The organism is Virgibacillus pantothenticus (genome assembly GCF_018075365.1).
GTDB classification, from domain to species: domain Bacteria; phylum Bacillota; class Bacilli; order Bacillales; family Amphibacillaceae; genus Virgibacillus; species Virgibacillus pantothenticus.
The window spans coordinates 3,950,041-3,974,696 of record NZ_CP073011.1 but is presented as its reverse complement, the minus strand read 5'-3'; the positions used below and the strand labels follow the sequence as shown (position 1 = coordinate 3,974,696).

The window sequence follows — 24,656 nt, the reverse complement described above, 5'->3', positions numbered from 1 at the left end:
CTTTGTTATAATAAGTTTTTGGATAGAAAACTGAAGCAGTATTTCTAGAACTTCTCTTAAAGAATAAGAAAGTATAAACTTAGGTGCTTATGGATAATGAAATAACCGAATAGTCACGTCCAGCTCCATCGCCCAGCAACTAGGCGACTTCACGAAATCGCCCTACGATAAGTCATCATCGGTTCGTCGCTAAAAGGAAGGCCGACTAAAAACGGGCTTGCCGCCCGACGTCGGCATACCCCTGGTTGCAGGGGCATGATTCCTAAATCTTTAGTTGATTCGTTCCATTCGCTACGTTGCTAAACGGGCGCTTGCGCCTTTGTTCAATTAACTCGACATCAAATAAAATCATATCGTGAGATTGACTCCTGTAAATAATCGATAGCCTCCATATTTATCCCTTATAGAAGGTGCTGTAAGACTCCCGCTTCAGAAGTTGGGTAATCTACTGTAACAAGTCTAATTAGGAGATAACAGCACCCAAATACCCTATTTCGTAAGCGGCTTTTAGTTCATACCATTACGGTACTAACAATGAGTGGAGGAGGTTGAAATTCACTTTATGAAAGTTTTTCCATCTTGTTTCAATCATGATAGAATAATAGATAACATATATTATTGGAACAAGGAAGGATCGTATGACAAAGCAAATTCTGTTTAATGACTGGCAGCCATTATTAAAAGAAGAGTTTCACAAGCCCTATTATCTTCAATTGCGGGAGTTTTTGAAACAGGAGTATACTTCTTACATCATTTATCCAGATATGAACGATATATTTAATGCGTTACACTATACTTCATTTGAAGATGTGAAAGTAGTTATTTTAGGGCAAGACCCGTATCATGGTCCGAATCAAGCTCATGGGCTAAGCTTTTCTGTGAAAAAGGGAGTCGCACTTCCCCCGTCTTTAAAAAACATATTTACCGAAATGAAACAAGACTTGGGGCATCCGATGCCTGCCCATGGCTCACTGGAATCATGGGCAAAACAAGGAGTATTATTGTTGAATAATGTACTTACTGTTCGTAAAGGTCAAGCACATTCACATCGAGGAATGGGATGGGAGCAATTTACCGACCGTGTCATTCAGTTGCTAAACCAGAAGAATGACCCAGTTGTGTATATTTTATGGGGAGGAGCTGCACAAAAAAAGCAGGCTCTTATTGATACGGGTAAGCACTACATTATCAAATCCCCCCACCCAAGCCCTTTATCAGCATATAGAGGATTTTTTGGCAGTAAGCCTTTTTCTAAAACGAATAAACTATTAAAACAACTGGATAAACAACCGATTGATTGGCGAATTGAATAGAAAGCGGATAATTGAAATAAAATGAAGAACAAAGGCGTGGAATGATGGTAATTCCATGCTTTTTCCAAATTACGTAAAATGGAGGTTAGCCCTCTTAAAGTTATTTTCTCATTTACAGTGTTCCGCCTTCTAAGAAGAACTCAACAAACTTAAAGCTTTCTCTAGTTGAAAAATTAAATATTGACATCGGATATGGTGCTAGATTAGTATATTAATAATATATTATGCATATTAATACACCGGAGAAGCGAGGAGAAGTCATGGAGCATATGGGGGTTATTTCTTTAATTCCACCAATAATAGCAATTGTTTTAGCCATTATATTTCGGAATGTTATTGTATCTTTATTCACGGGTATATTTGTGGGACTGTTAATGCTCACTAATGGAAATCCAATTACTGCAACAACGAGCACCATCCGCGACTATTTATTCCCACAGTTAACTGATAGCTACAATGCAGCCGTAATCGTTCTATTATGTTTTATCGGCGGGTTTGTTGCCCTAGTGGAGCGCTCGGGCGGGGGCGCAGCTTTAGCAACAAGAACGGTTAAGTGGATTAACACAAAAGCGAAAACCCAATTATCAGCATGGTTTGGAGGCATCATTATCTTTTTTTCCGATATGGGCACGCCTTTAATTGTTGGTCCGGTATTCGAAAAATTGTTTGATAAAGTAAAGGTATCGCGAGAAAAATTGGCTTGGATTCTTGATTCTACATCCTCACCCGTTGCTATTTTAATTCCGTTCATAGGTTGGGGAATATATATCATGGGTATTATGAAAGAAGAATTTGATCGATTAAGTATCGCATCGTCTGAATTTACAACGTTTGTTCAAGCAATTCCATTTCAATTCTATGCTATTTTATCAGTAATTATTGTTCCAATTGTAGCATTAACCAAAATGGATTTTGGAGCGATGGCAAAAGCAGAAAAACGAGTGCAGCAGACAGGACAAATTTACTGGCAACAATCAAAGCCGTTGCGCAAAGCGGATGTAACCGAAGAGTCTTTGCCCGCGAGTCATCCGATGCTAATTTGGCTGCCCCTTGCTGTATTGTTTATAACCTTATTTAGCTTATTGATTGCTTATGGTTTTCCAGTCAAATCTGTATCAGGCAGTGATTTCCGAGTCGCTTTAAGCACGGCTTACTTATTTGCTGCCGTCACATTAATGATATTAATGGTATCATTTAAAGTGAAGAAAATAAATGCGATCTTGGATATTTATTTAAAGGGCATGCAACGAATGGTTCAAGTTATTTTAATTTTAGTTTTGGCGTGGGCATTGGGCTCTTTATTAGGTGAAATGGGGACAGCAGCGTATATCGTTGAACAGCTAGATGGGAATGTGCCGGGCAATATGGTACCAGCAATTATTTTCTTAGCAGCAGCAAGTATGTCATTTGCAACCGGAAGTTCATGGGGAACTATCGCAATTATGCTTCCGCTTGCTATTCCTATGGCAGATGGTCTTGATGCTCCAATGCTTGTTAGTATAGGTGCTGTATTATCAGGAGGGTTATTTGGTGATCATTGCTCGCCAATTTCAGATTCCACCATTTTAGCGTCAACAGGGGCAGGCTGTGATCATATTGATCATGTGAAAACGCAATTACCATATGCGTTAACCAATGGCTTGATTGCCCTAGTATCATTTATTATCGCTGGATTTACAGAGAGTCATTGGACTGTATTAATAAGTGTTGCGCTGATGGTTATGATATTTGTAGTTTTTTCCCGAATAAAAGGTGCCGTAATACCCCTCCCCTCAACGAGGAGATAGAGTAGATACTAAGCGTTTTAAAAGTGGGGGAAAGGCTCCTAAATTCTTGATTCGTTCAAGTGCCTTAAGGTGGGGCATATCCTTGAGGTACTAACAATCAATGGGACGAAAGAATTCCCACTGATTGAAGGTTCACTTTATCAAAAACGGAAAAATAAACAGTAGGGAGTGGAAAACATAGTATGAAGCTTTGGGGCGGACGGTTTACAAAAGAAGAAGACAAACTGATGGAGGTATTTAATTCATCATTGGAAGAGGATCTGGCTTTAGTGGAAGAGGATATTGCCGGGAGTATTGCTCATGCAGAGATGCTCGTTCATTGCAAAATATTATCGCAAAAAGAGGGAGAGAAAATACTCCAAGGTCTCCATAATATAAAACAAGATATTGAAAGTGGAAAACTTACAGTAGAAGGAGAGCATGAAGATATTCATAGCTTCGTGGAAGCTACATTAACAGAGATGATCGGAGAAGCGGGAAAGAAGCTGCATACGTCACGAAGCAGAAACGATCAGGTTGCTACAGATTTAAAGCTATATGCGAAGAAGCAGGCGTTGGAAACTATTCGCGCATTGCAATCATTGAATGATAGCTTGGAAAAAACGGCAGCAGCAAATCGACAAATCATCATGCCTGGTTACACTCATTTGCAGCGTGCCCAAGTAGTGACCTTTGGCTATCATTTACGTGCATATATAGAAATGTTTAAAAGAGATATCAAACGATTGGAGCACACGATGGAGAATTTAAATGAGAGCCCATTAGGTTCTGGGGCATTAGCAGGAACTACTCATACCATTGACCGGCAAATAACTGCAGAAAAACTGGGCTTTCGCAAACCGACAGTTAATTTTATGGATGGAGTAAGCGATCGGGATTTTATTATCGAACTATTATCTGATTTCTCGATGATTATGATGCATTTAAGTAGGTTAAGTGAAGAACTTATTTTATGGAGCAGTCAAGAATTTTCTTTCATTAAAATCGATGATGCATATGCTACAGGCAGCAGTATTATGCCACAAAAAAAGAACCCTGACGCTGCTGAATTGATTAGAGGAAAGACAGGAAAGGTATACGGTGCACTGGTGGCTGTATTAACAACGATGAAAGGTTTACCACTTGCTTACAATAAAGATATGCAAGAAGTAAAGCTACCGATGTTTCAAGCAGTAGACGAAGTATTGCTTTCTGTGCAAATGATGGATAAGATGGTCACTACCCTCCAAGTGAATGGCGAACAAATGAAGCAAGCGATCAAAGCAGGCTTCTTAAACGCAACTGAAGTAGCAGATTACCTTGTGCAAAAGGGCGTTCCTTTCCGTGATGCACATGGAATTGTCGGAGCAATCGTCTTGTATTGCGAAGAAGCAGGGAAAAGCATTGAACAATTGACTTTAGAAGAGCTGCAGAAATTTAGTGATAGCATGGAAGAGGATATATTTGATTATGTGGAATATACGAATTTATTAAAGCGGGGAAATAAACAAGAAATGTTGAGTAAATAAGCTTTGTTTTTGGCTGTTTCAAATTTCAACCTAATTGCTGTGCTGCCTTTGTCTGTAGTGTCGAAGCAGCACAGCAATAAAAGTGAACATCATTTTTTTGCCTTCCCGCTTGCATCAGCGGGAAAGCATGTTGCTTGAGTCATGCATGTCTTCAAAGTAATTGATGTCGTTTAAAACTACGCATCAACCCATCATTTTCAGCCTTTGACGTGATTTCTTTGGCCACTTTTTTTAAATTCTCTGTAGCATTTTCCATGGCAATTCCATAGTGAACAGCTTTAAACATTTTAATATCATTGTTCCCGTCTCCATATGCCATGCTTTGCTCTTTGGGAATTTGTAAATAATCTAATACAAATTCTACGGCTTTGTATTTATCTACTCCTTTAACAGCGATTTCTCCACTTTCTGAACCAAATTGTGCAACCGTTGTTCGATACATGGTAAATTCTTTGTCAAATGTATTGCTGATTTCTTGAAATGGATGTGCTTTGCTGCTAATGAAGGATATTTTATTCACATTTCCATAGTCAATGGCTTTATGTTGATAACTGTCCAGTAGTTGATAAAACCAGTGAAATTCTAGATCTGCATTTTCAAATGCTTCACTTCCTTCAGGTAAGCCCTCTGTAATACGCTTTCGTATAACATCTTTACAATTTTCACTTCCGAACAGTCCGTCATTGGATTCAAGATAATAACCAATTTGATAGCGATGAAAATATGCAATGATTTGGCGTACTGAATCTTCTGGCATTGTTTGATGATGAACAAGCTCATTATTTACTTCAATATAGCCGCCTCCAGCTCCAATAATTCCATCAAAACCAATTTCTAATATACTGGAAATTATTTCAGGTCTAGACCGCCCTGTACAAAGATACACGATATGGCCATTCTCTCTGGCAGCACGAATAGCATGTTTAGCAGATGAAGGGACTTTTCCGTCTGGTGTAGTTAATGTTCCATCCACGTCGATAAAAATAACTTTCTTATTCAAAATTATTAAACCCTCCCAAATATTAGACCACCCAAGAAGGAGAAGCCTTCTAGGATGGTCCCTTTTATCGATATATAAGTTTCTGTAAGACTTTTACTTCAGGAGCGGGATAATCTTGTACTGCAACAAGTCTAAGTGGGTGATAAATTTCCCTAAATGCCTGTTTCTTTCAGAGACCTTTAGGTCATACCCTTGGACTACTAACCATCAGTGGGGAATGAATCAAACCCCACTGATTGAAGATGCAATTTATTGCTTATTAACCTAGATTTTCACCGTTAGAAGTAATTACATGTTTATACCAATAGAAGGAATCTTTTCTATATCGTTTTAGGCTTCCATTTCCTTCGTCGTCTTGATCGACGTAAATAAATCCGTATCTTTTTGACATTTGTGATGTACCACAGCTAATTAAATCAATACATCCCCATGTGGTGTATCCCATTAGTTCAACGCCATCTTTAATTGCCTCTTTCATTTCGATAATATGTTTTTTAATATAGTCAATACGATATGGATCATGGACTTTTCCATCTTCGGTGAGTTCATCTCGTGCGCCTAATCCATTTTCTACGAGAAACAATGGTAATTGATAACGGTCATACAATTTGTTTAATGAAATACGTAACCCAATTGGGTCAATTGGCCAATCCCATTCAGATAGCTCCAAATGCTCATTTTTGATAGGGCTGTCAAATGAACCAGCTATTTTGGCAGCATCAGGGCGTGCTTCTGTCACATGGCTCATATAATAACTGAAAGCAATAAAGTCAACAGTTCCTTCCTGCAATATTTTTGCATCTTCAGGTTTTGTATCAAGGTTGATATTGTTCTCTGCAAAATAGCGTGTCATATATTTTGGGTATTTACCACGAGCTTGTACATCAGGATAGAACATATTAATTTGATCCGCTTTTAACGCTTGTAATTGATCCTCTGGTTTGGTTGTTCGTGCATAAGATTCAATTTGGTTAATCATACAGCCAATTTGAGCATTGGGCATGATTTCTCTTCCCGCTTTTACAGCAAGTGCACTAGCTAAAAATTGGTGATGAGAAGCTTGATATGCTGCTTCCTCGACATGTTCTACTTTATCAGCCAGAACACCGGCACCTGTATAAAGACTATTTAAATTCATATTCATTTCATTAAACGTAATCCAATACTTTACTTTATCTTTATAGCGTTCAAAAAGAACACGAGCATATTTTTCAAATAGACCTACTAATTCACGACTTATCCAGCCGTTATACTTTTGTGTTAAAGTAAGTGGCATTTCATAATGAGACATGGTTACAAGCGGTTCAATGCCGTGTTTTGCACATTCATCAAAAACCTTATCATAGAAAGCTAAACCAGCTTCATTTGGTTCATCTTCTAATCCAGTTGGAAAAATACGTGCCCACGAAATAGATAAGCGAAATACTTTAAAGCCCATCTCTGCAAATAGCGCAATATCTTCTTTATAGCGATGATAGAAGTTAATTCCCCAGCGCTTAGGGAATAAATATTTATCAGGATGATTTAAATACGCTTCTAATTCCATAGAGTTCACATTAAATGTGAAGTTATCTACTTTACCTCCAGCGTATGGATCTTTATATGCTGCCATGTCAGAAGTAGATAGACCTTTTCCATCCTTGTCATAAGCACCTTCAATTTGGTTAGCTGCAGTGGCTCCACCCCATAAGAATCCTTTAGGGAATGTTGTTTGTAATAATTGTTTCATCTTATAGTCCTCCTTTAATTAATAGCTATCTATATGAACCCCCGATAGATGGGGATGTTCACTTAATTAACATGACTAATTTATCATCACATGCAGTGACGCGTTTTTTAGATGTAGCAATTACATCTAAGAAATGAGCTGAATTTGTTACGATAATCGGTGTAATAATTGAAACGTCTTGTTTTTTAATAGTTTCAATATCAAAGGTTAATAGCTTGTCTCCGAGTTTGATATCATCATCGACTTGTACATTTAATGTAAATCCCTCACCGTTTAAATTCACCGTTTCTAACCCGATATGAATGAGTAATTCAACCCCATCATCAGAAGTAATGCCAATTGCATGGCTCGTGGGTGCTATCGTTGTTACTTTTCCGGAAAATGGTGCGACTACGACACCGTCTTTTGGCTCAATAGCTAGCCCTTTTCCAACAAGGCCCTCTGCAAACGTGGCATCTGGAACCGATTCTAAGGGCATTACTTTTCCAGTAATTGGTGATAGAATGTCAATGGTTATATCCTTTTCTGTTGTTGTATCGTGCGCTGCAGGTTGTAAAGGGTTTTCTTCGTCCTTAAAGCCAAGTAATAAAGTCATGATAAGTGAAACAGTAAAACTTGCTGTGACACCTATTAGCGCATAGAGTAAATTATTGGTACCACTCATGATGTATGTGGGAATAGACATGATACCTGGTACTGTAAATGCTGTTGTTTTTACGACAAGTGTTCCAAAAATTGCTCCACCAACAGCACCCCCAACTAAACTTGCATAAAATGGTTTCTTTAATTTCATCGTAACTCCGTATATAGCTGGTTCAGTAATCCCAAACATTGCTGGTATAAAAGTGGAGAAAGATAGCTGTTTCATTTTTTTATTTTTTGTTTTAATTAACACGCCTAATGTTGCACCAGCTTGCGCTAGGTTAGCGACAAAGTTCATTGGCAAGAGCATGATGTCATACCCATATTTATCGAAGCTAGCAAATGATCCAGGGAAAAATGCATAGTGCATACCTGTAATAACGATAAGTGGCATCAGTCCACCCATCAGTAATCCAGCAAATGGGCCAGCGACATCAAACAGACCTGAGAAAAATGCATCTAAATAGATACCGGCATAGCTTCCTAATGGTGCGATAAATAATAACGTTAACGGTGCAGTTACGACCAAGGTTAATAATGGAACGAAGATAATACGTAACGACCGTGGAACGATTTTATCTGCACCTTTATGAATATAACTTAAAAGCCAAACACCTAATATAATGGGGATGACTGAGGAAGCATAGCTATTCATTGGTATTGGCAAGCCAAGGAAGCTTAAACTATCTACTTCTGTTCCAGCCGCATATTCCATTATCTTTGGATACATCAGAATACCTGCCAATGCAACAGAGAGGGATGCATCGGTATTGAATTTTTTCGCAGCCGAAAATGCGATTAAGAACGGTAAAAAGTGAAACGGTGCATCAGAAATAAAATGTAAAATTTCATATGTTGAACTCTGATTAGAAAGTAACTGTAAGGCTATAAATAAAGCTAGTAATCCTTTTAATAATCCAGCACCAACAATAGCTGGTAGAATTGGCGTAAATATACCAGAAATAACGTCAAATATGCGTTCAATGACATTCCCTTTTTGTCTTTTGGAGGATGAAGGATGGTTGCTTCCATCACTACCTGTTAATTGGCTGACTGCTGCAAAAACTTCTGCTACTTGATTACCAATAATGACTTGGAATTGTCCGCTTTTAAATTGTGCTCCTAATACACCGTCAAGTGCTCTGATTTTGTCTATATTTACTTTGTCATTACTAATTACATTAAAGCGTAAGCGAGTAATACAGTGCCAACTTTGCAAAATATTTTCTTTCCCGCCCATTTCTTTAATGATTTTTTCTGCAAGCTTTTGCTTGTTCATTATTCGTCCCTTCTTCCGTTTTATTATGGTTGCTAAAAGCAAAGCATGAATAAAAAAAACCTAAGCGAAATTCACACAGCAGTTAATTGCTGTCGCAAATTTTGCTTAGGTTAATGCCTGGTTAAGTAACACACCTAACAAATTATTTATCTATTCTCTTGGAAAATACGCTCTATATGAATAACTAAAAATGCAATTTCGTCATAAGTAACTTCCCAGTTGAATTCTTTTTCTACCATTTCTTTAATAATTAACCCACACGCATAGCTTTTCATATATCTTTCTTCAATAGTTTTCTTTAAAGCCTCATCCATTTGAATGTTTTCCCGGTGGTTCATCTTTTGTCGGGCTATGAAATAGCGTAGATGGGTAATAAATCGAGAATAGTTAATGGTCGTTTTATCGATATTTACTTCAAATAATCGTTGAATAATTTTTACAATATTTTTGATTAGCTTGGTAATTTGTATCGTTTCTTCCATGGATGAGCTATCAATTTGCGCATTGACAAAGTGAAGCGCAATGAAGGCAGCTTCCATTTCCGGAAGGCTATAGCCTAAATCTTCTTTAATTATTTGGACAGCCATTTTACCTACTTCATATTCTTCATAATACAAGTAAGGAATTTCCCATTGTAGTGGGTTATCTTTATTTATGTCATGGTTTCTTTTATCTGTAGCAAATTGCAAATGGTCTGCTAAAGAGAAAAGAATGGACTGATTTAATTTTTTGTGAAGCTTTTCTTCACCGAAACGAATAATTTTCTCTGTAACTGCTAATAGTTCTGGAGAAATTTGTTCTAAAAAAGTACTTGTTTGCATGTTTTTTTCTGCCTTGAAAATTTGGGTGGCTTTTGATTCATCCACTAAATCACCATGTTTTTTTTTGAAACCGATACCAGTGCCAAATATAATTAATTCTTCATTTTCTTCTGACTTGGCTAAAATGATATTGTTGTTTAATGATTTTATGATTGTAAGCAATTTGGTCTCACCCCTAAAAAAGCCATAAAAAAACACCAATATCAAAACATAACAGAAAATGAAGAAAGTTCACTTACGTTACATTTGACTTGGTGGTGCCTGATCGAGTCAGTAACACTCCTGTATCCTACTTTAAATTTATCATATATGTAAAGCGTTGTCAATATCTTAAAATGTGGGGAGGCTGTCAGATATTTATGGGAACTACTTTAAAAAGTGGATACAAATAACTTGAAGGAAAAGTAAAATTGCCTAAAATCAAAACTTTTACTTTGTTGAAAAATGATTAAAAGTATGCTTTGTTTACAATCAACACATAGGCTCTTTTTTTGTTTTATACATTAAATGAATTCAGTTAAAATCATTTGCTAAACGTTCGTAATGCTTATATAAAGAATGGAAACTACCATAATACGTTTTGTACCAAGGCTTTTTTTTGCCACAAAAATGAATAATCGATGTATGATTTATCACATAGTCCATATCGACTTTATGTTTGCTCTTTATTTTATAATAATAATAAAATCGCGCATCAAAATTATAAATCACTTCATCGATATCTTTAATGTATTTAGAATATAGACCGTTTAAAATATCCTGATCCGGGAGAATTAATTTCTTTTTATTTTCTTCGACAAACTCATAAATTGCTTGCTCCGATATGGACTCTCGTTGTTCTGTTAAATTTAGTAACAATACACCAGAATTATAATAGGCTTCTACATCATATGGTCGTAATCTGAGTTTATTAATATTTGTAATTGGCGTACGATCATGATAGGCAGCAGCATACAAATAGCCAGAAATGTCCATGCTATACAAATCTCGTATGGAATTGATAACCAAAATATCTGGATCGAGATAAAGAACTCTATCCAGTGAAGTAGGCAAAAACTTATATGCTAATAACCGGTAATACATTTCCTTTGAAAAGTGTTTAACAACAGGAGCATTAGCAAAATGATGCCCTTCTACGGTGATGATTTCTAACTGATGTCCATGTTCTTCTACAAAGTTAGTCAGCATGTTTATTTCACCATCTCTTAATGAAGATTGCATGACGTAAATGCAGAATGAATCTCTTTGATGATGGGCAAATAGAGAATAAAGCATCACTTTTAATGGATGCAAATAATTGGAATCAATCGTAACTAAAATATTCATAAACATATCTCCCAATATCAGTTTGTTAAGTGACTCCATAAATAAAATGGACCATATTGCATTTCTAACCTTGTTTATTTTTTAAAGATAAGAAACCACCATGGCTCGCCAAGAGCGCGAGCCACCATCTATGATGAAAAATTTTGCTATATAATGTTTAGATTCTTGAAATACTACCTAAAATAAATAACTTATATAATGGTAAAATAGCGTTTTTTTCATACAAAAGTATAAACTTAGGTGCTTATGGATAATGTAATAACCGAATAGTCACGTCCAGCGCATGAGCCCAGCAACGATGCGACTTCACGAATCGCCCTACGATAAGACCTCATCGGTTCGTCGCTAAGGGGAAGGCCGACTAAAAACGGGCTAGCCGCTCAGGCGTCGGCATACCCCCAGTTTTAGTGGCATGATTCCTAAATCTTTAGTTGATTCGTTCCATTCGCTACGTTGCTAAACGGGCGCCCCGCGCCTTTGTTCAACAAGCATTTTATTATTTTCAAGCTTATTCACTTTATCTCACATATAAGGCAGTAAGACCTCTACTTCGACATTACGGGGTGAAATCTAGGAGATAAGCAACTCCTAAGTCAAATGCCTGAATTGATTCTGAGACCTAGACGATATTCTTGTGATACGAACCATTAGAAAGAATAACAGATCCCAAACTGATGGAAGATCCTTTTATAAGTAACGGTGGATTATTTATTAGTTTCCACTTAAAAGATAAATATGCTCTTTGCTTTATCACGATATGTAAAATAAAAATGGTGGGGCTAACCATTTTCTATGTCTTAAGTTTTGTTAATATTCGTCTGTGTTTTTTAATAACCATGTCGTTGTATCAGAATTTTTCAACCGCTATTGTTTATTAATTTGGATACGACGTTTGTTGCTATCTTTTGTTTTTGGAATGTGAAGGTATAGAATGCCGTTTTTATGGTCAGCACTGATTTTGTCTGTGTTTACATTATCAGGTAATGCGAAAGAACGCTGGAATGATCCGTAGCTGTGTTCAATAATACGCATTTCTGTTTCATTGTCTTCTGTTTCTATTTGCTGCTTTTTCTCACCTTTTATTGTAAGCATGTTGTTATCAACTTCAATTTCGATATCAGCTGGATCCATACCAGGAATTTCGGCTTCTACAATATACTTATCTTTCTTTTCACGGATATTGCAGGCTAATGATCCACCTTGTTCTCTATTCCAAAAACTTCTATTAGTGAAAAATGGGTCATTGAAGAAGCGTTCAAACATTCCATCAAGCTCATTTTTAAATTTGCGTAAAGGTTGGTCGTCTCCATTCCATCTTTTAATTGGATTCATTTCTATTCCTCCCTTAAATAACATTTTTCATTCCATCCATGTTGCTTTCATTTAATGAAAGGAAAAAATGGATACAACGACAAAAAAACTTAACGATGATCGAAAAGTTGCCACAGACGTGAGTTTCACTTTGGTTAGCCCTGTTAAACTCCCCTCTATATTATATATAGCCGTTATCAATAAAATAAAACCTCTAGCAAATAAAATAAAAAAATTCCGCAAAGACAAACTATTTTAACTAATCTGCCCATAAAATTTGATAAAAGGAAGGAAGGGAGCTAATTATATAACGTGAATCTTCCATCAGTGGGGGTTTTCATTCGTCGTCTAAGTGAGAGATAACAGCACCTCAATACCCTATTTCGTAAGAGGCCTTTAGGTCATATGTTGCAGTACAAATTATCCGACTCCTCAAGCGGGAGTCGTACAGCACCTTATATGCGAAAAAATCTTTTGTGAAGCTTTAACAACTTACCTTACCTTGTATAGAAAATGATCCCGCTTATTGGCAATCTTTTTCTAAGGATTTAGTGGATAGTTGATTATCTTTTTCCATTAAATTTTCTAATAGGTTTATAACGAGCAAGCGCTTATTAACTCCAAGTTTTTTATAGATGATGCTGACATAGTCTCGAATGGTTTTTTCTTTTAAGTGCAGTATTTTTGCAATTTCCTGGTTCTTTTTCCGTTGATATAAGAGATAGACGATATCTAGTTCCCTCCATGTTAAGTCGATGTCTTTTTCCAATAGTTTGGAGTGTAAACGCTGCTTTTCGTCTCCTTTTTGTAGTTGGTGGACGATGGCCATAGCAATTTCCTTTGGCATCACATAATAATTATGATAAACGTTTTCGATCATGGATATAAAATTGGAATAATTTGATTGACTTAGGAAGAATCCCTCTACACCAACCTTTACACTTTTGTTAATGAAGGCTTGGTTAATAGAAGGCAGAATATAAATGATTTTTATTTGCTTTGATATGCTTTTGATCGTTTTAGTTAATTCTATCACAAAGGAATGCGATTGATTTACTTGGAAAAGGACAATATCCGGTTGTTTTTTTAATACCATACGCTGTACTTCATCTTGTTGAAAATAGACTCCTAAAAACTCCATATTCTCCTCTTTATCAATAATTAAACGTATCCCTTCACTAGATATTCCTTCACGATCTACAAGTAAAATTTTTATCACTGCTCATCTCTCCGTTCTCCATCAACTGATTTTCCTGTTCCTTATAGCTTTGCCAAAAAAAGTGATAAAAATGATCGATTTCCATTTTCCCTTTATGTATTGGATTTAATTTGTAGGGGTTTTGTCTATAGAAGTGACCTTGCTTTTATACACGATAAACATTTTTTAAAATGTATGATTAATCTAGGCATGTTACTAGGATAGAGTACGATTCTAGACAATTTCTAAACAAAGTGGAGAGAAGTGAGGACTTATAGATCAGGTGATTTTGCTTGCAATAGCCGTTAGTAGGTTTTTATAGTTATCTAGATGTTGGAGAGCAAAAAGTAAACGAAAAAATGGGGAGTGCTATTTTGGGATGAAGGGATGGAAAAATTAATTTTTTCATTAGAAAAACTTGGTTTGTCGCCAAATCTTATGGCGGAAGCCTTTGTTTTTCTTATACTATAAACCAAAAAATCTTATACTTTCCTATAGTGGAACAAAGGCGCGGGGCGCCCGTTTAGCAACGTAGTGAATGGAACGAATCAACGAAAGATAAAGTGAACCTTCCATCAGCGGGGTTTTCTTCATCCCCCGCTGATGGTTAGTACCACCAGGGTATGACCTAAAGGCCCTTGAACGAATCGGGGATTTAGGTGCTGTTACCTCCCACTTAGACTTGTTCAGTTTGCATCTTCTATTCTTGAAGTGGGAGTCTACAAACGCCTTTTTACGGGATAAAGGAATCATGCCACTAAAACTGGGGTATGCCAACGTCTGGGCGGCAAGCCCGTTTTTTGTCGGCCTTCCTCTTAGCGACGAACCGATGAGGTCTTATCGGAGGGCGCATTTCTAAAGTCGCATCGTTGCTGGGCTCATGCGCCGGACGTGACTATTCGGTTATTTCGTTATCTCCAAGCACCTCATTTTATAGGTTCCTATACAATAAAAAAACTCCCCAATGCTTCGCGCAAAGGGGAACCTGAAAGACGATTATTTTTTAATCAGCTATTTATATTTTACAGCGTTTTTGGCACTAACTCAAAACAGCGTTTATAAATCCATTGGTAGTCCTTTTCAGTTAAATCTCGTGGATTACCAACCGTTTGAGGATCGTTCATAGCTTCTTTTGCTAGGCGATCAATCATATCTGGAGAGACACCTTGTTCTTTAAGTGTAGGGATATCAAGGTCCTCAACAAGCTGATATACTTTATTTACAGCCGCTTTTGCTGCTTCTTCGGTTGTCATATGAAATGTATCAACACCTAACGCTTGTGCAATGCGAGCAAATTTATCAGGATGTCCTTTCCAGTTAAATTCCATCACCGGACCAAGCATAGCGGCGACGCACTGACCGTGAGCAACTGGAATAATTCCACCTAATGTCTGAGACATGGCATGAGCTGCACCAGCTGATTCACTTCCGTAAGACAGCCCAGCAAGCATAGCAGCTTGAGCCATTCCATAGCGAGCTTCTAGATCACCGCCATCTGCATATGCACGTCGAATATATTTCCCTACATATTCCATTGCTAATAGTGCGACAGCGTCTGTTACCGGCTGGGCAAAATGCATGGTATAGCATTCAATCGCATGAGCTAATGCGTCTATTCCTGTCATTGCTGTTACATGTGGCGGCATAGAGACATGTAATATAGGGTCAATGATTGTTAAATGTGCTGCGATTAATGGACCACCTGTATTAAATTTAAATTCTCGCTCTTCATCAGTTATAACTGCCCATTGGGTAACCTCGGATCCAGTTCCTGCTGTTGTCGGAATTGTTATTAAAGGTGGGATGCGATATGCTAAAGGTTTTTTTCCTTCTGCAGCTTCATAATCTAATACACTAGCATTATGCGTAATTTCAACACCAATAGCTTTAGCAGTATCCATGGAGCTACCTCCACCAACAGCAACGAGCCCATTACAATTTTCTTGCCTATATAATTTGGATCCTGCTGCTATTAACCGTAGAGGCGGATTTGGCTCTACTTTATTGAAAATAACTATTTCAACTCCAGCTTCTTTTAAATACTTTTCTACTGATTTTGTTACCCCAGCTTTATAGATGCCAGGGTCAGTGACTAATAAAACTTTTGATACACCAAGTTGTTTCACTTCATTTCCGATAGATTGTATGGCATTAATGCCATGCTTTATAGTAGTCGGTATTTCAAATGTATGCAATTTATGCATATGTTCAATTTTCATATTTAAACCCATGAATGAGCCTCCTATTGTTTGTACTTTTTGTAAGCTTTTTAAGCGAACGATGTGGACAAATTCACTTCCATTAGGTAATAGTTTATGTCCCTTTGGTTAATCGAGCTTTCTTTAGAACCAGTTCAGCGCTTTTGGTCGTAAATTTTGAAATACATGCTTTGCTTCTTGATATTCTTCTAGTCCTGCTTTACCAAGTTCGCGACCAATGCCAGATTGCTTAAACCCGCCCCAAGGTGCATGTGGGAAATAGACATTATAATCATTCATCCAAACGGTACCCATTCGCATTTTGGCAACACAGCGTTCTGCTTTGGCAATATCCTTCGTCCACACACCCCCAGATAGACCATAGATAGAATCATTGGCTAACTGAACGGCTTCTTGTTCGGATGTGAATGTTTCTATTGTTATTACAGGTCCAAATCCTTCGTTTTGCACGACACTCATATCAGATGTGCAATTCGTAAGCACGGTAGGTAAGTAAAAGAATCCATCCTTTAATTCAGGAGCATCAGGCTGTTTTCCACCGACAGCTATTACTGCGCCCTCTTTTTTTCCGTTTTCGACATATTGGATTACTTTATGCAAATGTTCTTTAGAAATAAGTGGTCCCATTTGGGTAGAAGATTCAAATCCACTTCCTAACGTGATGTTTTTTACCCGTTCAACTAAAGGTTCAACAAAGGAATCATGAATCTTTTCTTCAACAATGATTCTTGTACCGGCAGAACAAATCTGCCCCGCATGAAAGTAAACCGCATGTAATGCTTGATCAACTGCTATATCTAAATCGGCATCGGCGAAAATAATATTGGGGTTTTTTCCACCTAATTCGAGAGCAAGTTTTTTTACATTTGAACTAGCCGACTGCATAATTTTCTTTCCGGTATTAATTCCCCCCGTAAAAGAAATTAAATCTACTTCCTGGTTAGATGATAGTTCAGCGCCAACGGTATTTCCCTTCCCTAGTACGAGGTTGACAACACCGTTTGGCAGCCCGGCTTCTTCCATTAATTCAAAAACTTTTACTGTTGTTAATGGTGTTATTTCGCTTGGCTTCATAATTAATGTATTTCCTGCAGCTAGTGCTGGCGCTATTTTCCATGAGGCTTGTAATAGTGGATAATTCCATGGCGTAATTTGACCACAAACACCAACAGGCTCGTAAACTACTTTGCTAATGGTGTTTGGAATAGGAGAGTCGATAACTTCTCCGCCATGTTTATCTGCTAATTCGGCATAATAACGAAATACACCAGCTATATCCTCCATATCGCCGCGACTCTCATCAAGTGTTTTGCCTGTATCGAGGGTTTCCAACTGAGCTAGTTCTTCATTATCTCGTTCGATGAAGCTCGCTATCGTATGTAACTTTTTACTACGTTCTGTTGCTGATGTCCTCGACCATTCTCCTTTATCAAATGCTTCTCTTGCAGCAGCTATGGCATATCTTGTATCCGTTTCATCGCTCTCTGTCGCTTGAGCAATGATTTCTTGGTTAAATGGGTTCATAATATCACGTTTGTTGCTTGTATGAGAGGGCACCCATTTGCCATTGATAAAATTTTGTTTGAAATTCACTATTCTCCCTCCAGTTTTATTAAATTTGTTAAATTTTTATTTAACGTTCTTAACATTTTTAACATAACATGCTATGATTAGAATTGTCAAAATAAAAAATGAAATTTAAATGTTGAATAGCAAAAAAATCTTTAAACCGGTGAAGATTGCATTTGACATATTTTATTGATGCGTTAACATTAAGTTTGTAAAATATATATTTAACGTATTGAACGAATCTATCCCACATATAAGGTGCTGTAAGGCTCTCACTTCAGGAGTTGGATAATCTGTCCAGCAACGAGTCTTGTGGAAGATAACAGCACCTAAATGCTCGATTCGTTCAGAGGTTATTTAGGCGATACCATTACGGTACTAATCATCAGTGGGGGATGAATGAAAACCCCAATTATTGAAGGTTCACTTTATTTTAAAGGAGGGAAGACAATGGCTGCATCTCATGATGAAATAGCACGAGAAAAATTGGAAGAAGCAAAAGGTTATGTTATCGAAACCATCGCAGAAACGATGGATGTGTATGGTGTAACACCAGCCGCAGGGAAGCTTTATGCAACCATGTATTTTAAAGAGCAAATGAATCTCGATGAAATGCGCGAAGAACTCGGCATGAGTAAACCGAGTATGAGTACAAGCGTTAGGAAGCTACAAGAAAATGAAATGGTAAAGAAAAAATTTCAAAAAGGTTCTCGTAAACATACGTATGCTGCGGAAAAGGACTTTTTTCATTCCTTTATGTCTTATTTTTGTCAATTGTGGGACCGAGAAGCAAAAATGAATATGGAAGCTATTAAACAAGCAGAATTTACGTTAGATCAAATTTTTGAAGATGAGAATGTGTCAAGTGAGTTGATTGAGGAAGCACGAGAAATCTATGACCAGCTTGAACAATCAAAGGTATATTACCGGTGGCTTGAACGTTTAGTCGCTAGTATACGATCAGAAGAGATTTACGAATTTTTGCCGAAAAATCCGTAATATAAGGTGACCAAAAAAGTAACAAAATATTCCTTAGGCATGTATTTTGCGACTTAGGTTTAAAATTTTTCTTAAAAAAGCACTCATGTATGGTAAGGAATGAAGAAGTAGGTTGCCCTAGTTAAGCTTGTTACTAAAAGGTTCGGCACTGATAAGGTGCAAGTTTTGATCCAGTAATAGGAGTACGAAGGTTATAATTGACCTTGTACGGTTTTGCAAACGCAATACAAAATAGGATGGGAGAGAGTAACTCAATTTATGTTTTTTATGAAGAGAAAGTTAATCAGTTTCAGTTTGGTGTTAGTCGTTCTATTAGCTGCATGTGGAGAAGAAACAGACTCAAAAAATGAAACAGATTCATCAACAGGGGAAAAAGGTACAATTGAGATGGCGCAAATTAGTTGGGCAGAAAATATTGCTGTTTCTAATATGTGGAAGGTTATTTTAGAAGAACAGGGCTATAAAGTGAACTTAAACTTGTTAGATATGGGAACCATTATGAAAGCCTTAGCAGAAAATGAACTGGATATTAATTTAGAGGTGTGGCTTCCTGTACAGGATCAGGCCTATTTACAAGAGTATAAAAATAACGTATTCTTCTCTGAAGAACCTTGGTATGATAATGCAAAGGTTGGACTTGTTGTTCCTGAATACTTAGAAGAAATTAATAGTGTGGAAGATCTAAATAAACATAAGGATATGTTCAACGGGGAGATAACGGGCTTTGACGCTGGTGCAGGAACGATGGAAGTAACTGAAGAATTAATAAAAGCGTATCATTTAGATTACGAATTGATTCCAAGCTCTGAACCGGCTATGATTACGGAGATCGCTCAAGCAATGAAGAATGAAGAGCCGATCGTTGCTCCACTTTGGAATCCGCATCGGGTATTTTCTCAATATGACTTGAAATATCTTGAAGACCCGAAGCAAGTGTACGGAGAAGTAGAAAAAATCCATCATGCGACAAGACAAGATTTTAAAGATGACTTTCCAGAAGTATCCGAATGGCTGAAAAATTGGAAAATGGATGATGCATCGATCGGAGAGTTAATGACTTATGTGAATGAAACAGAGGAGCCGATTGATGGAGCAAGAAAATGGGTCGAGGATAATCAGGAATTGGTTCATCAATGGCTAAAACTAGAAGAAGAATGATAATTAATCATTTTTGCAGAGACTGTAAGACTGTCGAGAGCCTCGACAGTCTGTTTTTGTACTATAGGAAAGCATAAGATATTTTGGTTTATAGTATAAGAAAAACAAAGGCTTCCGCCATAAGACTTGGCGACAAGCCAAGTTTTTCTAAAAAGATAAGAAACCAGCATGGCTCGCCTAGAGCGCGAGCCACCATCTATCATGAAAAAACTTTTGCTTTATAATGTTTAGATTCTTAAAATACTGTCTAAAATAAATGAGTTAGATAAGTTAAATAGAGTTGTTTTTCATACAAAAGTATAAAATGAGGTGCTTATGGATAACGAAATAACTGAATAGCCACGTCCGGCGCATGAGCCCAGCAACGATGCGACTTTAGAAATGCGCCCTACGATAAGTCATCATCGGTTCGTCGCCTCACCGTATTCCTTTATCTCCGTTGATTCGTTCCATTCGCTACGTTGCTAAACGGGCGCCCCGAGCCTTTGTTCTTTATCCTGTATATAAGTTACTGTAAGTATCCCGCTTCAGGAGTAGGATAATCTGTACTGCAACAAGTCTAAGTAGAGATAACAGCACCTATCTGCCCTATTTCGCAAGCGGCGTTTAAGTCATACCATTACGGTACTAACAAGCGTGGGAGATATGAACACTCCTACTGATGGAAGATTCACTTTATTTGCTTAGAGGGTTTGAATGAATTTTGTTAAAAAATACTTTTCTAAATCCAATTCATGGTAGTCATCTAAACACAAATCGAATAAAGCACAGGATTCCTTTTTATGTGCCATTTACATCAACCTGACTTGATAGACAAGAACAATCGGATACAGTACCTTCCTAAAATATGAAGGCGTTATCATCTTGACGATAAAGATGTGTTTCAATTATTATAGTTTTAAAATAATACGTTAAAAATGAACCAAGTACATGGTATGATGATCCGTGCTGGGGTGATTTATTTTTAGTAGATTATTTCATTGGCTCAGAAGCAATCCATTCATTTTCTTCTTGCTTATGAGTTATTAGCAGCTAACTTTACAGCAAATTTAAAGGAGAGGGACGTGATGAACATTCGTAATAAAGGAAATGGTATTTTTAAGCGATTAATAGAGCGATATGATACAAAGCTTGATAAAAATGGAATTTGCGGAAAACGGATAGCTGAGCGTTTACATACACTTTCCCAAATCGGATTAACCGCTGATAACGGCTCTAACCGCCCTGGTTATTCCGAAGACGAGGCAAGAGCTCAAGAACTGGTTTCCAGCTGGATGAAAGAGGCTGGGATGGAAGTGAGACGGGACGGGGCTGGTAATCTTATAGGCAGGTTAGCTGGCAAAAGAAATTTCCTCCCTGCTATTATGAGTGGTTCACATGTAGATACAGTTCCCAATGGGGGACATTTTGATGGCACATTAGGAGTAATTACAGCGTTAGAGGTTGTTGAAGCTTGGAAGCATGAAAAGTATCAACCGGTACACCCGCTTGAAATTGTTGTATTTGCTGATGAAGAAGGCTCACGTTTTAATGGGGGGCTAAATGGTAGTGAAGGGATGATTGGCGGTAGAGATATAGAAGCGAAAAAGCAATTGATCGATCGAGATGGCTATAGCTTTTCTGAAGTATTGCAGCAACGAGATTTAAGCATTGATAGCTATAAAAATGCGACACGTGATATGGAAGAAGTAGCGCTTTTTATTGAAGTACATATTGAACAAGGTAAACGATTGGAAAAAGAAAATCTACCTTGTGGTATTGTAACAGGGATCGCTGGTCCTTGCTGGCTTGAAATTACTTTTTATGGTGAAGCAGGTCATGCAGGAAATACCCCGATGAATGATCGAAAGGATGCTTTAGTCGCAGCTAGCGAATTTATTTCGAAAGTGAATCAACTTCCTGGCAACATCAATGATACGGCAGTAGCGACAATCGGTAAACAATTGGTAGAACCGAATGGAGTAAACGTTATTCCAGGTAAGGTAACATTATACGTGGATATAAGAGATATTTATGAGCAAACGAGAGATCAGCTTGTTGAAAAGGTGAAGCATTTGGCTGAGACAATAGCAAACGATCAGCAGCTAAAAGTTGCGGTAACGGAAAAAACGAAAGTAAAGCCTGTACCAATTAAAAAGGAAATGCAGGATTTGCTAGCTCGTTCAATCAAGGAACAAGGTATACAGCCGTTTTATTTACCGAGTGGTGCTGGTCATGATGCGATGATTATTGGAGAGAAAGTGCCAATTGCTATGCTGTTTGTAAGAAGTGAGAATGGTATCAGCCACAATCCACAAGAGTGGACCAATTTAGCGGATTGCGTGCAAGCAGCACTTGTTTTAAAATCATTTATCGAGGACTTGCAGACAGACTGGGAAGACGACAATTTAAGTTGAAAGCAATTCAATCAAGGCTAGATATGATGAAGTAGATACACTAGGATGAAATCTAATTAAAATACATTGATTTTATTTCAGTTTTTTCATGTATATGCTAGGAAATTATAAATTCGCTAGATATTGTTTGATGGAATTTTATGTAAAGACACCGAAGTTCACAAATAGGTTTGCACCGACGTCTGTCAAGTGGACACGATAATTTGTTCACATTTTATCCCGTATATAAGGTGCTATAAGACTCCCGCTTCAGGAGTTGGATAATCTGTATAGCAACACGTCTAAGTGGGAGATAACAGCACCTAAATGCCCTATTTCGTAAGAGCCTTTAGGTCATACCATTACAGTACTAACAATCAGTGAGGGATGGATGAAAACCCCCACTGATTGAAGATTCACTCTATCATGCATAAACGGACGGTAAGACAGAACTTCCGTACTCTATGGGCAAACTTTTAGAAGGATAAGTTGGATAACTGACTTGAAGTAAACCTCTCCGTTCTGAACCGAGCTTTTAGGTCAGCCAACTTAGGGGCTGACCACCAATGGGCAAGGGGCCCAATTGGTGGAAGATTCCCTATGTGTTCTGGACATTGTAATACACGTTTCCTATTAATTTAACTTCTTCTTAGAATAAAGTGGGTAAATATTTTTTCTGTAAAAAAACATACTGTTTACAAGTAATTCATTATTTACAATAAACCTTCTTGTTCAAAGAGAAAATCATATGGAATATCAATAAAGATAAAACGATCTGAAGAAATAGGGTAAGAATACGTTCGAATTCGTTCATCTCTTTCAATATCGGTATATAAGTCCGATAGTATCCCTTTCTTTTCCATATTCATCCGTGCGATATTTTCAAAAAAGTATGGGCGCCAGCTCCAATTTTTTTGTCTGCCTTCGGGTAGTAAACGCCATGTACCATCTGCATCTTTCTCTGCATTGGAAGATAACTGAAAACCAGCTTCGTTACAAATATAGACTCGAAAACTATAATCATCACAGTTATTGGCAACAGAAAGGATCGTTTTATCGTAAGGGTCATCTGATTTAACAGTTTTTAATGTGTTCTTTAATTGTTCATTTATTTTTTCTGTTAAATCCAGTTGTGCCCACATTTTTTTTCGTTCGAACGTAATAAAATGCTGGAAGTCTTTTTTCACTTTTTCCTTACAGCTGTCCATCGGTATGAATTCCGACTGTGTTTTTTCTAGATATTCCCCTTGATAATAGCGCCCACCATTTCTCCACGCGTAATTTAATTGATGAAAAGAAGCGATTCCTTTAAATAATAAAGCAGCCCCAATTTTGCGAGAAAGCATTGAGAGTAAATGGTGAACATCCTGATATAATTGCGGCAAATCGTCCTCTTGTAAAAATGAAACATCAACTTTAATAATATTTGGTTTAATTAAAGCTAATTTATCTAAATTACCGTTTTTCTCTCCCACATCATCAATGGCAATTTGGATACCAAATGTTTGAATATATGCAAATAAATGCTTTAATGAAGCAATATGCTCGCTAACAAATGCTTCTGAAAACTGTAGAACTAGCCTATTCAATGAGAGGCCTTGGTTTTCATACGTTTCTAAAATAGATATCATACTGTCGCCATTGTCTTTGAGCAACAGTTTTGCATCGTAATGAATAAATAATAGTTGCGACTGATCTGTCGTCATATAAGCATCTAACACTTTTTGCAAAACATTATGCGTAAGCTCTAGCCTAAATTCACTTGGGATGCTGCTATCTTTAAAAAACCAAAGGAGATTATGTAATTCATTTTCATCGTCCTGAAAATATGGGATCGTTTCATACCCAATAATGAATTGATTTTCTGCACTTATAATCGGATCGAAGTATGGAACGATCTGATCAAGCCTCATCATGATATCTAGTGGATCCATACTAACCAACTCCATTTTTTACTTTAGTTTTCAGTATAGCATGGAAGTCCACCATTTTTCCTGCAAAAACCAATGATAAAGGGTACTCATTCTATTTCATATATTCGGATTTTTTTGTAAAAATATCGGTCTTATGTGGTGTTTTCCTCCTTGGAAATGGTTCCGTCTAGACCTGTCATCAAGGCTTGGAATAGCTAGAAAGAAGTAGATATACAAGAAGTTTCCTAATACATTTTCTTAGTGCGATGTTCACTGCCGTAGTTTTCCTTGTCCTGTGGAAATGGAACAGCCAAAATCTCATTGGGAGCCGTTTTTTGCTCCCGAGTAAGCACTGAATAATTGTTCGGTCGCGGAAAGCAAAAGTATGTATCTACTGCTGGTTCAGTAGCGATCATGCTAAAATTTTTCCTGAAATCAATCAAAACATCAAATAACAGCACATGGAGAGACTGGAGAAACTTTACAAAGTTTGCTTTCCCTTGTAGACG

At 37.3% G+C, this 24,656-nt stretch carries 16 protein-coding genes; 6 read left to right on the top strand and 10 right to left on the bottom strand.

Annotation, left to right across the window (positions count from 1 at the left end; all coding sequences use genetic code 11):
- Positions 1 to 638 precede the first annotated feature (638 nt).
- The 3 genes from KBP50_RS18475 (at position 639) to argH (ending at position 4,608) form a co-directional block, all read left to right on the top strand.
- Positions 639 to 1,313 (top strand): uracil-DNA glycosylase, encoded by a 675-nt coding sequence (locus tag KBP50_RS18475; RefSeq protein WP_050351868.1) that lies wholly within the window; start codon positions 639 to 641, stop codon positions 1,311 to 1,313.
- A 224-nt stretch (positions 1,314 to 1,537) separates the two neighbouring features.
- Positions 1,538 to 3,100, top strand: a complete 1,563-nt coding sequence (locus KBP50_RS18470; RefSeq protein ID WP_232231352.1) for a Na+/H+ antiporter NhaC family protein — start codon at positions 1,538 to 1,540, stop codon at positions 3,098 to 3,100.
- Positions 3,101 to 3,282: 182 nt separating this feature from the next.
- Complete coding sequence (gene argH, locus KBP50_RS18465) at positions 3,283 to 4,608, top strand: argininosuccinate lyase (RefSeq protein ID WP_050351866.1); 1,326 nt, start codon at positions 3,283 to 3,285, stop codon at positions 4,606 to 4,608.
- A gap of 151 nt (positions 4,609 to 4,759) precedes the next feature.
- Here argH and KBP50_RS18460 read toward each other — a convergent pair whose 3' ends face one another.
- The 9 genes from KBP50_RS18460 to betB form a co-directional block, all read right to left on the bottom strand.
- Entirely contained in the window at positions 4,760 to 5,608 is an 849-nt protein-coding gene (locus KBP50_RS18460) for an HAD family hydrolase (RefSeq protein WP_050351865.1), read from the bottom strand.
- 259 nt (positions 5,609 to 5,867) lie between these two features.
- Entirely contained in the window at positions 5,868 to 7,337 is a 1,470-nt protein-coding gene (locus KBP50_RS18455; protein ID WP_050351864.1) for a glycoside hydrolase family 1 protein, read from the bottom strand.
- A gap of 58 nt (positions 7,338 to 7,395) precedes the next feature.
- Positions 7,396 to 9,258, bottom strand: a complete 1,863-nt coding sequence (locus tag KBP50_RS18450; protein ID WP_050351863.1) for a beta-glucoside-specific PTS transporter subunit IIABC — start codon at positions 9,256 to 9,258, stop codon at positions 7,396 to 7,398.
- Between the two features lie 146 nt (positions 9,259 to 9,404).
- Complete coding sequence (locus KBP50_RS18445; protein ID WP_050351862.1) at positions 9,405 to 10,241, bottom strand: PRD domain-containing protein; 837 nt, start codon at positions 10,239 to 10,241, stop codon at positions 9,405 to 9,407.
- Between the two features lie 351 nt (positions 10,242 to 10,592).
- On the bottom strand, positions 10,593 to 11,405 hold the full coding sequence (locus tag KBP50_RS18440; RefSeq protein WP_050351861.1) for a glycosyltransferase family 8 protein: 813 nt from the start codon (positions 11,403 to 11,405) through the stop codon (positions 10,593 to 10,595).
- Between the two features lie 864 nt (positions 11,406 to 12,269).
- A complete protein-coding gene (locus tag KBP50_RS18435; protein ID WP_050351860.1) occupies positions 12,270 to 12,737 on the bottom strand; it encodes an Hsp20/alpha crystallin family protein in 468 nt (155 codons plus the stop codon).
- Positions 12,738 to 13,239: 502 nt separating this feature from the next.
- Positions 13,240 to 13,935, bottom strand: coding sequence for a response regulator transcription factor (locus KBP50_RS18430; protein ID WP_050351859.1), 696 nt, complete (start codon positions 13,933 to 13,935; stop codon positions 13,240 to 13,242).
- A 1,001-nt stretch (positions 13,936 to 14,936) separates the two neighbouring features.
- Positions 14,937 to 16,145, bottom strand: coding sequence for a choline dehydrogenase (locus KBP50_RS18425; RefSeq protein WP_050351858.1), 1,209 nt, complete (start codon positions 16,143 to 16,145; stop codon positions 14,937 to 14,939).
- Between the two features lie 111 nt (positions 16,146 to 16,256).
- Positions 16,257 to 17,726, bottom strand: coding sequence for a betaine-aldehyde dehydrogenase (gene betB, locus KBP50_RS18420; protein WP_050351857.1), 1,470 nt, complete (start codon positions 17,724 to 17,726; stop codon positions 16,257 to 16,259).
- A gap of 426 nt (positions 17,727 to 18,152) precedes the next feature.
- Between betB and cudC the strand changes: the two genes are divergently transcribed.
- From cudC to KBP50_RS18405, 3 genes are all read left to right on the top strand, one after another.
- On the top strand, positions 18,153 to 18,701 hold the full coding sequence (gene cudC, locus KBP50_RS18415; RefSeq protein ID WP_050353470.1) for a choline uptake/conversion transcriptional regulator CudC: 549 nt from the start codon (positions 18,153 to 18,155) through the stop codon (positions 18,699 to 18,701).
- Positions 18,702 to 18,959: 258 nt separating this feature from the next.
- On the top strand, positions 18,960 to 19,859 hold the full coding sequence (locus KBP50_RS18410; RefSeq protein ID WP_050351856.1) for a glycine betaine ABC transporter substrate-binding protein: 900 nt from the start codon (positions 18,960 to 18,962) through the stop codon (positions 19,857 to 19,859).
- A 980-nt stretch (positions 19,860 to 20,839) separates the two neighbouring features.
- Complete coding sequence (locus tag KBP50_RS18405; protein WP_306423700.1) at positions 20,840 to 22,255, top strand: M20 family metallo-hydrolase; 1,416 nt, start codon at positions 20,840 to 20,842, stop codon at positions 22,253 to 22,255.
- Positions 22,256 to 22,947: 692 nt separating this feature from the next.
- On the opposite strand, the gene KBP50_RS18400 is transcribed toward KBP50_RS18405, so the two are convergent.
- A complete protein-coding gene (locus tag KBP50_RS18400) occupies positions 22,948 to 24,168 on the bottom strand; it encodes an EAL domain-containing protein (protein ID WP_050351854.1) in 1,221 nt (406 codons plus the stop codon).
- Between the last annotated feature and the right edge of the window lie 488 nt (positions 24,169 to 24,656).

Excerpts from the sequence above, each read along its gene's own strand:
- KBP50_RS18475 (WP_050351868.1), top strand. The coding sequence starts at position 639 with ATGACAAAGCAAATTCTGTTTAATGACTGGCAGCCATTATTAAAAGAA.
- KBP50_RS18470 (WP_232231352.1), top strand. The coding sequence starts at position 1,538 with ATGCATATTAATACACCGGAGAAGCGAGGAGAAGTCATGGAGCATATG.
- argH (WP_050351866.1), top strand. The coding sequence starts at position 3,283 with ATGAAGCTTTGGGGCGGACGGTTTACAAAAGAAGAAGACAAACTGATG.
- KBP50_RS18455 (WP_050351864.1), bottom strand. The coding sequence starts at position 7,337 with ATGAAACAATTATTACAAACAACATTCCCTAAAGGATTCTTATGGGGT.
- KBP50_RS18450 (WP_050351863.1), bottom strand. The coding sequence starts at position 9,258 with ATGAACAAGCAAAAGCTTGCAGAAAAAATCATTAAAGAAATGGGCGGG.
- KBP50_RS18440 (WP_050351861.1), bottom strand. The coding sequence starts at position 11,405 with ATGAATATTTTAGTTACGATTGATTCCAATTATTTGCATCCATTAAAA.
- KBP50_RS18435 (WP_050351860.1), bottom strand. The coding sequence starts at position 12,737 with ATGAATCCAATTAAAAGATGGAATGGAGACGACCAACCTTTACGCAAA.
- KBP50_RS18425 (WP_050351858.1), bottom strand. The coding sequence starts at position 16,145 with ATGGGTTTAAATATGAAAATTGAACATATGCATAAATTGCATACATTT.
- cudC (WP_050353470.1), top strand. The coding sequence starts at position 18,153 with ATGGCTGCATCTCATGATGAAATAGCACGAGAAAAATTGGAAGAAGCA.
- KBP50_RS18410 (WP_050351856.1), top strand. The coding sequence starts at position 18,960 with ATGTTTTTTATGAAGAGAAAGTTAATCAGTTTCAGTTTGGTGTTAGTC.
- KBP50_RS18400 (WP_050351854.1), bottom strand. The coding sequence starts at position 24,168 with ATGGATCCACTAGATATCATGATGAGGCTTGATCAGATCGTTCCATAC.